The following is a 14,581-nucleotide window of genomic DNA, read 5'->3' as shown; positions in this document are numbered from 1 at the left end:
GATAGTTAGGATACTGTCCTAACTATATAGGAAAAATGACAAGAACCCCAGCAATAACTTCCGTAACTTCCGCGACCGACGTATAACCGACGGAACGCACCATCCGGTGAGGTCGCCGCCGAGCTCGCCGACAACCCGGGCCACCCGCACCAATCCTCCTGAGAAGGACACCCCCCGATGAGACGCATACTCCTGACCGGGGCCACGGTGCTGCTCGCTACCGTGGTCGCCGCCTGTAGCTCCTCAGGGTCATCAACCCCTTCCGGCACCTCAACCACCGGTTCCACCGCTGGCTCGACCTCGAGCCCGACTAGCGGCAACAGCGCCCCAAGCGGCACGCTGACCATCTCCAACGAGCAGGGCACGCTGTGGAACTGCAGCTTCAACCCGTTCAACCCGAGCAACCTTGGCGAGGGCATCACGATGGGCCAGGTCTACGAGCCGCTGGCCTTCGTAGACACCCTCCAGAACGCCAAGACGTCCCCCTGGCTCGCGACGAGCTGGACCTGGGGTAACGGCAACAAGACGCTGACCTTCGCGATCCGCCAGAACGTCAAGTTCAGCGACGGCACCCCGATGACCGCCGCCGACGTGGCCTACACCTTCAACCTGCTCAAGAAGGTGCCCGCGCTCGACGTGAACTCCGTCTGGTCGGTGCTCACCAGCGTCACCCAGTCCGGCAACAACGTGGTGTTCACGTTCAAGGCGCCGTCGGTGCCGTACTTCTACTACATCGCCGACCAGATCCCGATCGTGCCCGAGCACATCTGGTCCAAGATCTCCAACCCGGTCACCTACGCCGACTCCAACCCGGTCGGCACCGGCGCCTACGTCGTCAAGCCGTGCAGCGCGCAGAACATCACCTACGTGGCCAACCCGGACTACTGGCAGCCCGGCCTGCCGAAGATCGCGAAGGTGCTCTACCCCGCGTTCACCTCGAACGACCCAGCCAACACCTACCTGGCCACCGGGCAGGCGCAGTGGGGCAGCCAGTTCATCCCGAACATCCAGGCCTTCTACACCTCCAAGTCGGCGGACAACCACTACTGGTTCGCGCCGATCGCCAACGTCTCGCTGATCCCCAACCTGACCGTGCCAGGCCTCAACGACGTCCTGGTCAGGCAGGCGATCGCGTACGCGATCGACAGGAACAAGGTTGCCAACATCGGCGAATACGGCGAGGAGCCGGGCGCCAACCAGAGCGACATCGCGACGCCGACGTTCAGCGCCTGGCTGGACAGCACCGGAGCCGCCAAGTACAACTACGGCTATAACCCGACCAAGGCGAAGTCACTGCTCGCGCAGGCCGGCTACCAGCTCGGCAGCGACGGCATCTACGCCAAGAACGGGCAGAAGCTGGCCTTCAGCGTCATCAACATCGGCGGTTACTCGGACTGGGTCGCGTCGATGTCGGTCATCCAGCAGGAGCTGAAGGCGGTCGGCATCCAGCTGACGGCGGACAACCTGGCGTCCAACGACTTCTTCTCCAAGCTGTACTCGGGCAGCTTCCAGTTCGCCTACTACGCGGAAACGGGCGGCCCGACGCCGTACTACGAGTTCCGGCAGTGGCTGTACTCCGCCAACTCCGCGCCGATCGGCAAGAACGCCTCCTCCAACTGGGAGCGGTACAGCAACCCGGCGACGGACAAGCTCCTCGACAACTACGCCGTCACCACCGACTCGGCGACCCAGCACCAGATCGTGAACCAGCTGCAGGCGGTCGTGCTCAGCGACGTGCCGTTCATCCCGATCACCGAGGAGGTGGCCTGGTTCCAGTACAACACCTCCCAGTTCACCGGGTGGCCTTCGCAGAGCGACCCGTACGCCCTGCCCGCCGCCTACGCCTACCCCGACATGGGCCAGGTGCTGCTGCACCTGTCGCCCAAGTAGTCCAGTCGTCGTCGGCACGCCGTAACCGGAGTTCATGACTCATGAGATTCGTACTGCGCAGGGCAGGGTTCTTCCTGCTCACCCTGTGGGCCGCGGTGACGCTCAACTTCTTCCTGCCACGGATGATGCCGGGCAACCCGGCCATCGCGATGATGGGAAAGTTCCGCGGCAAGGTCAGCGGCCAGGAGCTGAAGACGCTCGAAACGATCTTCGGCGCCGGCAGCGGGCAGTCCCTGCCCTCGCAGTACGTGCACTATCTGGGCGACGTCTTCACCGGCAACTTCGGTACGTCGCTGTTCTACTTCCCGACCCCGGTTGGCACCGTGGTCGGCGGTGCCATCTGGTGGACGATGGGCCTGGTGGGCGTCACCACCATCCTGGCGTTCATCCTCGGCACCGGGGTGGGCATCATCGCCGCCTGGCGGCGCGGCGGCCTGCTCGACGGGATCGCGCCGCCGCTGCTCGTCATCACCTCCGCGATCCCCTACTTCTGGGTCGGGATGATGTTCATCCTGATCTTCGGGCTCAAGCTCCGCTGGCTGCCCTGGTCGGGCGGCTTCGACATCTCGGACACGCCCGCCTGGACGGCGTCCTACATCGGCGACGTCTTCGAGCACGCGGTGCTGCCCGCGCTCGCCCTGCTCATCACCACCATCGGAACCTGGACGCTGACCATGCGGAACAACATGGTCACCACGCTCGCCGAGGACTACGTGCGGATGGCCCGCGCCAAGGGGCTGCGGCCGCACCGGGTCATGCTCAACTACGCGGCGCGCAACGCCATCCTGCCGAACCTCACCGGCTTCGCGATGTCGCTCGGCTTCGTGGTCGGCGGCGCCATCCTGATCGAGTACGTGTTCAACTATCCCGGCGTCGGCTACATGCTGCTGCAGGCCGTCGAGAATGAGGACTACCCGCTGATGCAGGCTCTCTTCCTGCTGATCACTGTCGCCGTGCTCGTCGCGATCCTGCTCGCCGACATCGCGACCGCGATCTTCGACCCGCGGACAAGGAGCAGCCGGTGACGACCCTGTCCGCCGGGGGGACGACCCCACATGCCCCCCGCGCGCTGGCGCGGATGGGCCGCGCGCTCGCCAGTTCACGCAAGGCGACCGCCGGCGCGATCCTGCTCGCCGTCTTCATCGTGTTCGCCCTGTTCCCCGGGCTGTTCGCGCACGATAGCCCGACGGAGGAGGCGTACGCCCGCAACCTCGGGCCGAGCGCTGCGCACCTGTTCGGCACCACCGGGCTCGGCCAGGACATCTTCGCCCAGGCGATCTACGGGACCAGGCAGGTGCTGGAGATCGCGTTCGGCGCGGGCCTTGCGTCCACAGCGATCGCCGCGGTCATCGGCGTGGCCGCCGCCTACCTCGGCGGGTTCTGGGACGGCGCGCTCAACCTGTTCACCGACGTGGTGCTCGTCATCCCGCTGTTCCCGCTGCTGATCGTGATCTCCGCCTACGTGCATAACTCGGGCACCGGCGTGATGATCGCGGTGCTCACCTTCACCGGCTGGTCCTACACCGCCCGCCAGCTCCGCTCCCAGGCGCTGTCGATGCGCGCCAAGGACTTCCTCGCCGCCGCGCGGGTGCGCGGCGAGCGGGCCGCGTACATCATCGCGGTGGAGATCCTGCCCACGATGATCTCGCTGCTCGTCGCGGCGTTCCTGGTGAACGCGCTCTACGACGTGCTGTTCGCCTCGTCCCTGCAGTTCGTCGGCCTCGGCGACCCCAACTCGGTGGCCTGGGGCACGATGCTCTACTGGGCGCAGAACAACGAGGCGCTGCAGACCGGCCTCTACCTGCAGGCGATCGTGCCGGGCGCGGCCATCGCGCTCCTCGGCGCGGCGTTCGCGCTGCTCAACTACGCGTTCGACGAGATCGGCAACCCAGCGCTGCGCCCCGTGCGCGCGCGGCGGCGACGCTTCGGCCTGCGCTTCGGGAGGCTCGCTCGTGCTTGAGGTGACAGGGCTGACCGTCGATTACCTAACCCACGCCGGCCGGGTGCGCGCGGTGGACGACGTGTCCTTCGCGGTGCAGCCCGGCGAGTTCACCGGCATCGTCGGCGAGTCGGGCTGCGGCAAGTCGACGCTGCTGTTCGCGGTCGCGCAGCTGCTCTCCCCGCCCGCCGCGGTCACCGCCGGCTCGGTGACGTTCCGCGGCCAGAACCTGGTCACGATGGGCGCCCGCCAGCTCAACGCGATCCGCTGGCAGAACCTGTCGGTGGTGATGCAGTCGGCGATGAACGCGCTCAACCCGGTCATGTCGGTCGGCGCGCAGTTCGCCGACGCGCTGCACGCGCACGGGATGAGCTCACGCAAGGCCGTCGCGTCCCGCTCCGCCGAGGTACTGCGGCTCGTCGGCATCGACGCGGTGCACCTGCGCAGCTACCCGCATCAGCTGTCCGGCGGCATGCGGCAGCGCGCGATGATCGCGATGGCGCTGCTGTTCACGCCGGACCTGATCATCATGGACGAGCCCACCTCGGCGCTCGACGTGGTGGCGCAGCGGTCGCTGATGACGCAGATCAAGGAACTGCAGCGGGAGTTCGGCTTCGCCGTCATCTTCGTCACCCACGACATGTCCCTGGTCAGTCACTACTCCGACCGGCTGCTCGTGATGTACGCGGGACAGGTCGCGGAGTCGGGGCCGACGCGGCGGATCTTCGCCAGCCCGCTGCATCCGTACTCGCGCGGGCTGCTCGATGCCTTCCCCGGCATCCGGGGGGAGAAGGTCCCGCTGAAGGGCATCCCGGGCGCGCCGCCAGATCTCTCGGTCATCCCGAACGGTTGCCGGTTCCAACCTCGCTGCCCCGCGAGGATGACGGAGTGCGAGACGACTCCCCCGGCGCTCGTCGACCGTGACGGATCTCAGGTCCGCTGCCTGCTGTACACGCCCGTCGTCCCGCAGGAGCCCGCGCCAGCGAAGGAGGCCGCCCAATGAGCGACTTGCTCCGGGCCGAGAACCTGACCAGGCACTTCAAGATCGGCGGGTCGCTGAACCGCGGCACCCTGCACGCGGTCGACGACGTGTCATTCGGCGTCGGCGAGCGGGAGATCGTGGCGCTGGCCGGTGAGAGCGGCAGCGGCAAGTCGACGGTGGCCAGGCTGCTGGCCCGGGTGTACGCGCCGACCGCTGGCACCGCCACCTACTTCGGCGACTCCGCCCAGGGGAAGCCGCTGTCCGCGTACCGGTCGCGGCGCGACGCGCTGCGCTACAGCAGCCAGGTCCCGATGGTATTCCAGGACCCGTTCAGCTCGCTCAACCCGGTGTTCCGCGTCTCGCACGGCGTGCTGCGCGCGCTCAAGCTGCACCGCTCCGACCTGTCGGCCGGCGAGCGGCGCGCCGAGGCGGCACGGGTCTTCGACGTGGTCGGCCTCGGCGCCGGCATGCTCGACCGCTACCCGCACGAGCTGTCCGGCGGACAGCGGCAGCGGGTCGGCTTCGCCCAGGCGCTCGCCACCAGGCCGCGGCTGATCCTCGCCGACGAGCCGGTCTCCATGCTCGACACCTCGATCCGGATCGGGCTGCTCAACCTGATGGCCAAGCTCCGTGACGAGGAGGGCGTGTCCATCCTGTACATCACCCACGACATCGCCAGCGCCAGGTACGTCGCCGACCGGCTGATCGTGATGTACGCGGGGCAGATCGCCGAGGCGGGGCCGATCGAGGATGTCCTCGCGGCGCCCAGGCACCCCTATACCCAGCTGCTGCTTTCCGCCGTGCCCGACCCGAAGGCACCGCCGCCCAGCCTCGAGGCCATGGCCGCGGCGACCGGCGAGCGCGGCGAGCCGCCGAAGGTGATCGACCCCAAGCCCGGCTGCCGGTTCCGGCCGCGCTGCCCGGTCGCGGTCAGCGAATGCGCGACGGTGACGCCGCGGCTGCTGCCGCTGGGCGACGGCGAGGTGGCGTGCCACGTCGCGCAGTCCGGCGCGAAGGTGCAGGCGTTCTGATGAAGCTGGCAGTCATCGGCGGCGGCTCCACTTACACCCCGGAGCTCGCCGACGGGCTCGGCAGGCTCGCGCCGCAGGTCACCGAGCTGGTGCTGGTCGACCCCGACGAGGCGCGGCTGGCGGCGGTCGGCCCAGTATCCGCGCGGATCATGCGGGCGCACGGGCACCAGGCCGCGGTCCGCTGGACAAGCGACGCCGAGGACGGGATCGACGGCGCCGCCGCGGTGCTCATCCAGCTCCGGGTCGGCGGGCAGGCGGCGCGCGACAGGGACGAGACGTGGCCGCTCGACTTCTGCTGCATCGGCCAGGAGACGACCGGGGCAGGCGGGCTCGCCAAGGCGCTGCGCACCGTCCCGCTGGTGCTGGAGATCGCCGAGCTCGCCAGGCGGCGAGCCGCGCCTGGCGCCTGGCTCATCGACTTCACCAACCCGGTCGGCATCGTCACCAGGGCGCTGCTCGACGCGGGGCACCGCGCCGTCGGGCTGTGCAACGTGGCGATCGGGCTGCAGCGGTACTTCGCGTCGCTGCTCGGCGTCGCGCCGGAGTCCGTGGCACTGGACCACGTGGGGCTGAACCATCTCACCTGGGAGCGGGCGGTCCGTGTCGACGGGACGGACCTGCTGCCCGGTTTGCTCGAAGCCCGCAGTGCGGAAATCGCGGCGCATGTCGATTCGGCCGAACCCGTTCTGACTGCCCATGGGTTTGTGCCCTCGTATTACCTGCGTTACTACTACGAGCATGACGCCGAGGTGGCGGCGCAGCGGAAGGCGGGAACGCGGGCGGCGGCGGTCGCGGCGATCGAGGCCGAGCTGCTGCGGATGTACGCCGACCCCGCGCTCGACACCAAGCCGGCGCTGCTTGGCGAGCGGGGCGGCGCGTACTACTCCGAGGCGGCGGTCGCGCTGCTCGCGTCGCTGCTCGGCGACGCCGGCGACGTGCAGGTGGTGAACGTGCGCAACGCCGGCACCTTCGGTTTCCTGGCGGACGAGGCGGTCATCGAGGTGCCCGCGGTGATCGGGTCCGCCGGTCCCGTGCCGGTGCCGGCCGCGCCGCTGCCGCCGCTGCTGCGCGGTCTGGTCGGGCACGTGTCGGCGTACGAGGAGCTCGCGCTCGACGCGGCGCTGCAAGGCGGCCGCGCCCGGGTGGCGGAGGCGCTGCTCGCGCACCCGCTGATCGGCCAGCACGAGCTGGCGGAGAAGATGACGGACCGGCTGATCGCGGAGAACGCACGGTTCCTGAGCTGGGCATAACGGCATTGGGGAGGCGCACGTGAGGCACCGGAGAACCTGGGCGGCCCCCACCTGGACGACAATGGCCTGCACCCTCGCGCTGACCGGGACGCTTGCCGCGGCCGGGCTGGCCGGGGCGCACACCGCGCTGGCCTCGCCGGCCGCCGCTGGCGGGGTCGCCGGCGCGGCGGTGACGCCCGCGGTGCGGGTCGACCAGGCGGGGTATGCGACGTCAGCGGCAAAGGTGGCGTACGTGATGCTGCCGCACCGGGTGAGCCGCGTGTGGTTCCGCGTGCTCGGCAAGGGCCGGGGCGTGGTCTACAAGGCAAGCTCGACCGCCGACCTCGGCAGCTGGAACAAGCGCTACCGCGCGGTCTACGCGCTGACGTTCACCGGGCTGCGGCAGGCCGGGACCTACCGGGTCCAGGTGGGCGCCGCGCACTCGGCCGCGTTCCGCATCGGGTCCGCCGCCTCGCTGTACGTCGGCTTGCTGAGCAACGGGGTCAGGTACTTCACCTCGGAGCGGGACGGCGGCAACGTGGCGCCTTCCGTGCTCGACCGCAAGCCGGCGAACCTCACCGATGCGCACGCCTACGTCTACGCCGACCCGAAGTACGACAGCAACGACAACCTGATCGGCGGGTTCACCAAGATCGGCGGTCCTGTTGACGTGTCCGGCGGCTGGTTCGACGCGGGCGGCGGGTACGAGAAGTTCGGGTTCACGGCGAGCTACGCCGACGCACTGCTGCAGATCGCCGCCCGGGACGTCACCGGACCGGCGAACGCCGGGCTGCGATTCGAGGCGCAGTTCGGCCTCGACTGGATGCGCAAGCTGTGGAACCCGGCGAAGAAGGTGATGTACGTCCAAGTGGGCATCGGCAACGGGAACGCGAAGATCAACGGAGACTACGACTTCTGGTTCCTGCCGCAGGCCGAGGACAAGCTCGCCGCCAAGCCCGGCGACAAGGACTACTACGTGGAGTACCGGCCGGTGTTCACCGCCGCCGCGCCGGGCAAGAAGGTCAGCCCCGAGCTGGCCGGCCGGTACGCCGCCGACTACGCGCTCGGCGCGCAGCTCGCCGGTTCCGGCTCGTCGGGGCGGTCGCTGCTCGCCCTGGCCCGCTCGGTGTACGCGATGGCGCAGACGACAGGGGTGCGCTCGCTTGTCACCGCGTTCCCGCACGACTACTACCCGGGCACCGAATGGAAATCGGCGATGCTCTGGGGCGCGGCCGAGATCGCGCTTGCCGACGAGCGGCTCGGCGTGCCGCACGCACAGCTCTCCCGGGACCTGGGAGTCGCGGCTCAGTGGGCGCGCGCCTACCTGGCGCAGGGGCACCCGGCAAGCGGCGACACCCTGAACCTGTACGACAACGGCGCCATCGCCGACGCGGAACTGCTGCGCGCGCTGCGCTGCGCGGTCTCCGCCGGGCTGCACGGCGCTCCGGTCATCGCGCCTCGCCTGCTACTCGGTGACCTCGCCGCGCAGCTGCGGCTCGGGAAGTCGCAGGCGGCGGGCGACCCGTTCGGGCTCGGCACGCCGCTCGGCGCGTCCGACGCCACGCCGCACGCGTTCGGGCTCTACGTGACCAACGCGCTGTACCAGGAGTACGGCGGGTCCGCGGCGTACGCCGCCTTCGCGCAGCGCCAGCTGGACTACGCGCTCGGCGCCAACCCGTGGGGCGCCTCGTTCGTCGTCGGCGCGGGGTCCTCGTTCCCGTACTGCATGCAGAGCGAGATCGCCAACCTGTCGGGGTCGCTGACCGGGACGGGCGCACTGCAACTCGGCGCGACCGTGGACGGGCCGAGCAACCCGGCCAACTTCATCGGGCTCGGCAGCGTCACCGGGATGCGCGCCTGCGCGCACGGCTCTTATGGCGCGTTCAACAACGCGGCGGCCGGTTACGAGGACAACGTGGTGTCCTGGCCGTCGGTGGAGCCCGCGGACGACTACACCGCGATCTCGCTGTTCGCGTTCGCCGTCGGTTCCGCCGATCGCCGGGCCGCTGGCGGTCTCGATGGCTGAGGTCCCCGGGGGGACGACCCCCCCAAACCCCCCCGGCGAACTGCCGAGCTTGCCCGCGGTGCTCGCCATCGACGGCGGCAACAGCAAGACGGACCTGGCCTTCATCGGCCGGGACGGCACGGTGCTCGCGGCGCTGCGCGGCCCAGGCGCGTCGCACGAGGACTATGGCATCGAGGGCGCCATGAGCCGGCTCGGCGAGATGATCCGGCTGACCGCCGGCCAGGCCGGCCTCGAGGGTCCGGGTCTCGTCGCCACGCACCTGTCCGCGTGCCTGGCCGGCGCCGACCTGCCCGAGGAGGAGGCGGCGCTCACCAGTGCGCTGCTCGCCGGCGGTTGGGCGGAGACCGCGGTGGCGATGAACGACACGTTCGCGGTGCTCCGCGGCGGCGCGGACGAATCCTGGGGCGTGGCGGTGACCTGCGGCGCGGGGATCAACTGCGTGGCCGTGGCGCCGTCGGGCGAGACGGCCCGTTACCTCGCGCACGGCCCGCTGACCGGAGACTGGGGCGGCGGCTTTGGGCTCAGTTATGCGGTGATGTGGCACGCCATGCGCGGCTGGGACGGCCGCGGGCCCGCGACCGCGCTCGGCGACGCGGTGGCCGCGCACTTCGGACTTGCCTCGGTCCGCGACGTGGCCGTCGCCTCGCACAAGGGCGTGATCACCGAAGACGGCCTGATCAAGCTGACCGGGGTTCTCTTCGCGGTGGCAGCGGGCGGCGACGCGGTAGCGCAGTCGCTCGTGGAAAAGCAGGCGACGGAGATCTGCCTGATGGCGGTGGCGGCGATGCGGCGCCTGGGCATGGCATCCGCCGGCGTTCCCGTGGTTCTCGGCGGCGGCGTGCTGGAGTCCCGCGAGCCGCTGCTGCTCGAGGCTGTCCATCGCGAGCTCGCGGCCATGGCGCCCGGCGCCGCGCCCCGGGTGCTCGACGTGCCGCCGGTAGCGGGCGCGGCGTTGCTCGGGCTTGATCAGGTCGGCGCCACCGCGGACGCCGCCAGGCGACTGCGTGACCACTACCGCTCGTCTCAGCCAGCCCTGGCTTAAGCCAGCACCGGCCGCCGTGGCCATTCCCTGCGGCGAACGAAGCGCTTGCCCGCGAAGGCAGCGGCGTTCGCCGCATCCCCCCCACAAGGTTGGCCACGGCGGCCGGGTCCCTGTTGTACCGCGAGACCAGCCCCTCACAAACCAGTCGCGGCACGGCACCGGCGGCATACCGAAAACGGTGCCGGACTCCGCAGGAAATGCGGAGCTGTCGGGTGCCCGACGAGCAAAAAGGCTAAGCTGACCGTCGCGGCGCCGCATCATCCGAATTATGTAACCCGGGTATGCACACGCACTCCTGCGCCACGGCGCTCCCCCCGCGTCTCGGCTACGGATCGAGGTACCGGACATAGCCTCTGACCTGCCCACCGAGCCAAACAGCTTCGTCGGCCGCTCCCACGAGCTCGACGAGCTGCGAAAGCTTGTGTGCGCGGTACGGATGGTAACCCTGACCGGTCCCGGCGGCATCGGCAAGACGCGCCTCGGGCTGCGCGCGCTCACCCCGCTGGCCGCCGAATTCCCCGACGGCGCCCGGTTCGTCGAGCTCGCGGACATCACCAGCCCCGACCTGGTCGTGGCCCGGGTCGCGTCGGTCGTAGGAGTGACCGAGGAGCACGGCAGGCCGCTCATCGACACACTCAGCGACGCGCTGCGGCCGCGGGCGCTTGTGCTCGCGCTCGACAACTGCGAGCACCTGCTCGAGTCCTGTGCCCAGCTCTGTCACCGGCTCCTCGCCAGCGCGCCTGAGCTGCGGGTTCTCGCCACCAGCCGCGAGCCGCTGCGCGTGGCGGGCGAGACCGTCTGGCAGGTGCCGCCGCTCGCCGTCACGGCGGCCGACGGCTCCGCCGCGGAGGCGGTGCAGCTCTTCGCGCAGCGGGCCGCGGCGTCCGCTCCCGGCTTCACGCTGACGCAGGGAAACGCGGACACGGTCGCGGCGATCTGCCAGGCGCTCGACGGCATACCACTGGCCATCGAGCTGGCAGCCGCCCGCATGCGCGCGCTGACCGCCGACCAGATCCTGAGCCGGGTCAGTGACCGGTTCGGGCTGCTGACGACGGGAGACCGCGGCGCGGCACCCAGGCAGCGGACGCTGCGCTCGGCCATCGACTGGAGCCACGACTTGCTGACGGAGCAGGAACGGGTCCTGCTGCGACGGCTTTCCGTCTTCGCCGGCTGGTCGCTCGAGATGGCCGAGGTGGTGTGCGCCGACGACCTGATGCCCGCGGCGGAGGTTCTCGACACGGTGGCCGCGCTCGTCGACAAGTCGCTGGTGGTGCGGGAGGCCGAGGCGCTCGGCCAGGCCAGGTTCCGGCTGCTCGACACGATCCGCGCGTACGCGGCCGAGAAGCTGACCGCGGCGGAGGAGGCCGCGACGGTCCGGCACCGGTTCCGCGACCACACGCTCGGCGTCGCCGAGCGGAACTTCGCGGTGGGCATGGCGCTGGTGCCCGCGCCATGGCGGGACCGGGTGGACGTGTTCCGCCGGTACGACGTGGACGCGGGCAACGTCTGGCTGGTGCTCGGCCAGTGCCTCGCCGAGGGCGAGGTGGAGACCGGCCTGCGGATCTGCACCGCGGTCCGCCCGTGCATGCTGGTACGCGGCGAGTACGCACTCGGCTGTGAGTGGGTGGACGCCTTCCTCTCCCGGCCGGAGGCGGCCGGTGTCCAACCGCGGATCATGGGCCAGGCGCTCATCGGGCGCGCCCAGCTGTCGCTGCCTGTCGACCCGGCGGCCGCGGAACCCGCGGCGCGGGCGGGACTCGAGCTGTGCCGGGCGGCGGGCGACGAGTTCTGGACCGCCGCCGGGCTCAACCTGCTCAGCGAGATCGCCGTGCATACCGGACGGCCCGACGAGGCCGAGGCGCTTGGCCAGGAGGCGATGGCGATCGCCGAGGCCGCGGGCGACGGCTGGAACGAGGGCTGGGCGCTCGGCATCCGCGCCGCCATCGCGGGCGTGCGCGGTGACGTCGGGCTCGCGGCGGACCTGGCCCGGGCCTCGGTGGACGTCATGCGCTCGATCGACCACCGGTGGGGCGTCGCGCGGGCGCAGCTCGGCCTCGCCGATCTCGCCAGGCTCGGCGGCGACCTGCCCGGCGCCAAGCAGATGTACGGCGACGCGCTCGGCTACCTGCGGGAGATCGACGCCCGGCCGGAGATCGCCCGCTGCCTGTCCGGCCTCGGCAGGGTCGGGCTCGAGCTCGGCGACTTCGAGTCGGCCAGGGAACATCTGGCGGAAAGCCTGCGGGTCTGCCTGGACATCGGTACCGGGATCGGGATGGCCCGAGGCCTCGAGGCGTTCGCCGCGCTCGCCGACCGCGAGGGCGAAGCGGAGCGCGCGGTGCTGCTCGCGGGCGCCTCGGGCGCGCTGCGCGCGACATCGGGCCTGCCGCCGCCGCCAGGCGCCCGCGCGGTCGGTTATGTCGACGCGGTCGCCAGGCTCGGCGAGGGCAGAGCCGCCCTGGTGTGGGCGCGCGGCCTTGCCATGTCCCCCGAGGCGGCCATCGACCTGGCCATCGAGCAGTCCGCCCGGGCACGCCGGCCACGGGCCGCGCAGGGTAGCCCGTGGGCACCTACGCCCGCGCCGAGCGAGGTCACACCGCGCGAACTAGAGATCGCCGCCCTGATCGCCGACGGGCACAGCAACAAGGCCATCGCCGCGCAACTGGTGATCAGCCCGGCGACGGTGGCCAGGCACGTCGCCAACATGATGATCAAGCTGGGATTCCGGTCCCGGGCGCAGATCGCCGCCTGGATCACCGAGGCCTACCGCACTGGAGGCCGCCCGGCGGACCGGCCCTCCGGTGGCGGCCATCCACTCCGGGGCCATGGCCACCGGCCGGGCAGGTAACTTCCCTGCCCTGGCCTCCTCCACGGTCAGTTCGGCGGCGGGATCGGCCTCGAGCCGCTGGTCGGGTATCGGCTTGCCGCTGATCACCGACCGTCCGTAGGTGCCCGCCTCAAGCCGCGCCAGCGCCCGGTCGATCGCCCCGAGCCGCTCCCTGAGCTGGGCGGCGACCGCCTCTTCCTCGGCGTTCTCGGTCAGCGGAAGCCCGGCATCCCCGAAATCGACGGGGCTGTCCGGCGCCTGCTTGTCGACCCTGTCCTCTTCCTCGGTCTCGCGCAGCAGCGTCGCCACCTCGGCCCGCTCCGCCCGCAGCAGTGCCCTCGCCCGGCTCTCATCCATGTCTGGTCCCTTTCTCCACTGGCGGCACCATACCCACGCGCGGACGCGACACGCGCAGACCGCGGCCGCCTGTTGTCAGGCGAGCCCGCGGCTGAAGTCCGCGGGCAGGATGACATCGTCGGCGACCAGGTCACGGACCGAGGCACGGCCGAGCGCGAGCAGGGCGGAGTCGATGCCGGAATGGAGGATGCCGAACACGTTCCGTACTCCGGACGGGCCGCCAGCCGCGAGACCCCACAGCACCGGACGACCGATCATGACGGCGCGCGCGCCGAGGGCGAGCGCCTTGACCACGTCGCCGCCGCGGCGGACGCCGCCGTCGAGCAGGACCTCGGCCCGGTCGCCCACCGCGGCCACCACTGCGGGCAGCGCCCTGATCGAGGCGGGCGTGCCGTCGAGGTTGTTGCCGCCGTGGTTGGAGACCGAGATCGCGGTGGCGCCCGCGTCGATGGCACGCCGCGCGTCCTCGGGCCGCATGACGCCCTTGACGAGGAACGGTCCGTCCCAGTGCTCCCGCAGCCAGGCGATGTCCGCCCAGGTCGGCGGCGGAACCGTCATCCAGTCGCGGTAGGCGGCGAAGAAGCCGGGTGCGGGCTGGCCGGGCAGCGCCATGTTCGGCACGGTGAGGCCGGGCAGGCCCCCGTGGCGGAGCCAGTCGAGCAGGTAGCCGGGCCGCGCGAGGCCCGCGGGCGCGAGCCTGGCGAGGGTCTTCAGGTCAAGCCGTTCCGGTATCGACGGGCTGCCCCAGTCCCTGCCGCCGGGGAACGACCAGTCGAGCGTGACGATCAGCGCCGTCGCGCCGCCGGCCTTGGCCAGCTCCGCCCGCTTTAGCAGGGTGTCGCGGTCGGCGGACCAGTGCACCTGGAAGAACAGCTTCGGGTTGGCCGCCGCGACCGCGGCGGCCGGCCTGCTCGCGAACTCGCTGAGCCCCATCGCCGTGCCCGCGTCGCGGGTGCCGAGCGCGACGCCGACCTCGCCGAGCGGGTGGACGGCCTGCGCACCGACCGGCGAGGCGAGCACCGGGAGCGCGATGTCCGTACCGAGTACCGTCGTGCGCAGGTCGCGGACCTGCGGCAGGTCAGCAAGGCGGGGCGGCGCGAACTTGATCTCCGCGAACGCGGCCAGATTGTCCGCGCGGGTAACGCCGGCCTCGGAACCGGCCTCGATGGCGAGAAACACGGGCCCGGGCAGCCGCCGCCGAGCCCGGCGCCTGGCCTCGGCGACCGTCTCGAACCAGTCACGCGTCGACGCCAACGGATTC

10 protein-coding genes are annotated in these 14,581 nt (G+C 71.0%); 9 read left to right on the top strand and 1 reads right to left on the bottom strand.

The window, feature by feature from the left end; translation table 11 throughout:
- The first annotated feature begins 177 nt into the window (after window positions 1-177).
- The 9 genes from EAS64_RS17660 (at window position 178) to EAS64_RS17620 (ending at window position 12,984) form a co-directional block, all read left to right on the top strand.
- Window positions 178-1,890 carry an ABC transporter substrate-binding protein gene (locus EAS64_RS17660; protein ID WP_145854085.1) on the top strand — a complete coding sequence of 571 codons (1,713 nt, stop codon included), beginning with the start codon at window positions 178-180 and terminating at the stop codon, window positions 1,888-1,890.
- A 41-nt stretch (window positions 1,891-1,931) separates the two neighbouring features.
- Window positions 1,932-2,915, top strand: coding sequence for an ABC transporter permease (locus tag EAS64_RS17655; protein WP_145854084.1), 984 nt, complete (start codon window positions 1,932-1,934; stop codon window positions 2,913-2,915).
- Complete coding sequence (locus EAS64_RS17650) at window positions 2,912-3,850, top strand: ABC transporter permease (RefSeq protein WP_222849381.1); 939 nt, start codon at window positions 2,912-2,914, stop codon at window positions 3,848-3,850. The genes EAS64_RS17655 and EAS64_RS17650 overlap by 4 nt, the downstream gene beginning before the upstream one ends.
- Entirely contained in the window at window positions 3,843-4,832 is a 990-nt protein-coding gene (locus EAS64_RS17645; protein ID WP_145854083.1) for an ABC transporter ATP-binding protein, read from the top strand. Before EAS64_RS17650 ends, EAS64_RS17645 begins: the two co-directional genes overlap by 8 nt.
- On the top strand, window positions 4,829-5,842 hold the full coding sequence (locus EAS64_RS17640) for an ABC transporter ATP-binding protein (RefSeq protein ID WP_145854082.1): 1,014 nt from the start codon (window positions 4,829-4,831) through the stop codon (window positions 5,840-5,842). The genes EAS64_RS17645 and EAS64_RS17640 overlap by 4 nt, the downstream gene beginning before the upstream one ends.
- Window positions 5,842-7,092: a family 4 glycosyl hydrolase gene (locus tag EAS64_RS17635; RefSeq protein ID WP_145854081.1), complete on the top strand. Its 1,251-nt coding sequence runs from the start codon at window positions 5,842-5,844 to the stop codon at window positions 7,090-7,092. The genes EAS64_RS17640 and EAS64_RS17635 overlap by 1 nt, the downstream gene beginning before the upstream one ends.
- A gap of 19 nt (window positions 7,093-7,111) precedes the next feature.
- The gene (locus EAS64_RS17630; RefSeq protein ID WP_145854080.1) at window positions 7,112-9,097 is read left to right on the top strand and encodes a glycoside hydrolase family 9 protein; all 1,986 of its coding nucleotides are present in this window, start codon (window positions 7,112-7,114) and stop codon (window positions 9,095-9,097) included.
- A complete protein-coding gene (locus tag EAS64_RS17625; protein ID WP_187365983.1) occupies window positions 9,090-10,139 on the top strand; it encodes an N-acetylglucosamine kinase in 1,050 nt (349 codons plus the stop codon). The genes EAS64_RS17630 and EAS64_RS17625 overlap by 8 nt, the downstream gene beginning before the upstream one ends.
- Window positions 10,140-10,575: 436 nt before the next feature.
- Complete coding sequence (locus tag EAS64_RS17620) at window positions 10,576-12,984, top strand: LuxR C-terminal-related transcriptional regulator (RefSeq protein ID WP_145854078.1); 2,409 nt, start codon at window positions 10,576-10,578, stop codon at window positions 12,982-12,984.
- A 411-nt stretch (window positions 12,985-13,395) separates the two neighbouring features.
- Here EAS64_RS17620 and mftD read toward each other — a convergent pair whose 3' ends face one another.
- Window positions 13,396-14,574 carry a pre-mycofactocin synthase MftD gene (gene mftD, locus EAS64_RS17615; protein WP_145854077.1) on the bottom strand — a complete coding sequence of 393 codons (1,179 nt, stop codon included), beginning with the start codon at window positions 14,572-14,574 and terminating at the stop codon, window positions 13,396-13,398.
- Window positions 14,575-14,581: the final 7 nt, after the last annotated feature.

This window comes from Trebonia kvetii, assembly GCF_007827045.1.
GTDB classification, from domain to species: Bacteria; Actinomycetota; Actinomycetes; order Streptosporangiales; family Streptosporangiaceae; genus Trebonia; species Trebonia kvetii.
The sequence above is the reverse complement of the archived record's forward strand: the minus strand, read 5'-3'. Positions and strand labels throughout refer to the sequence as shown.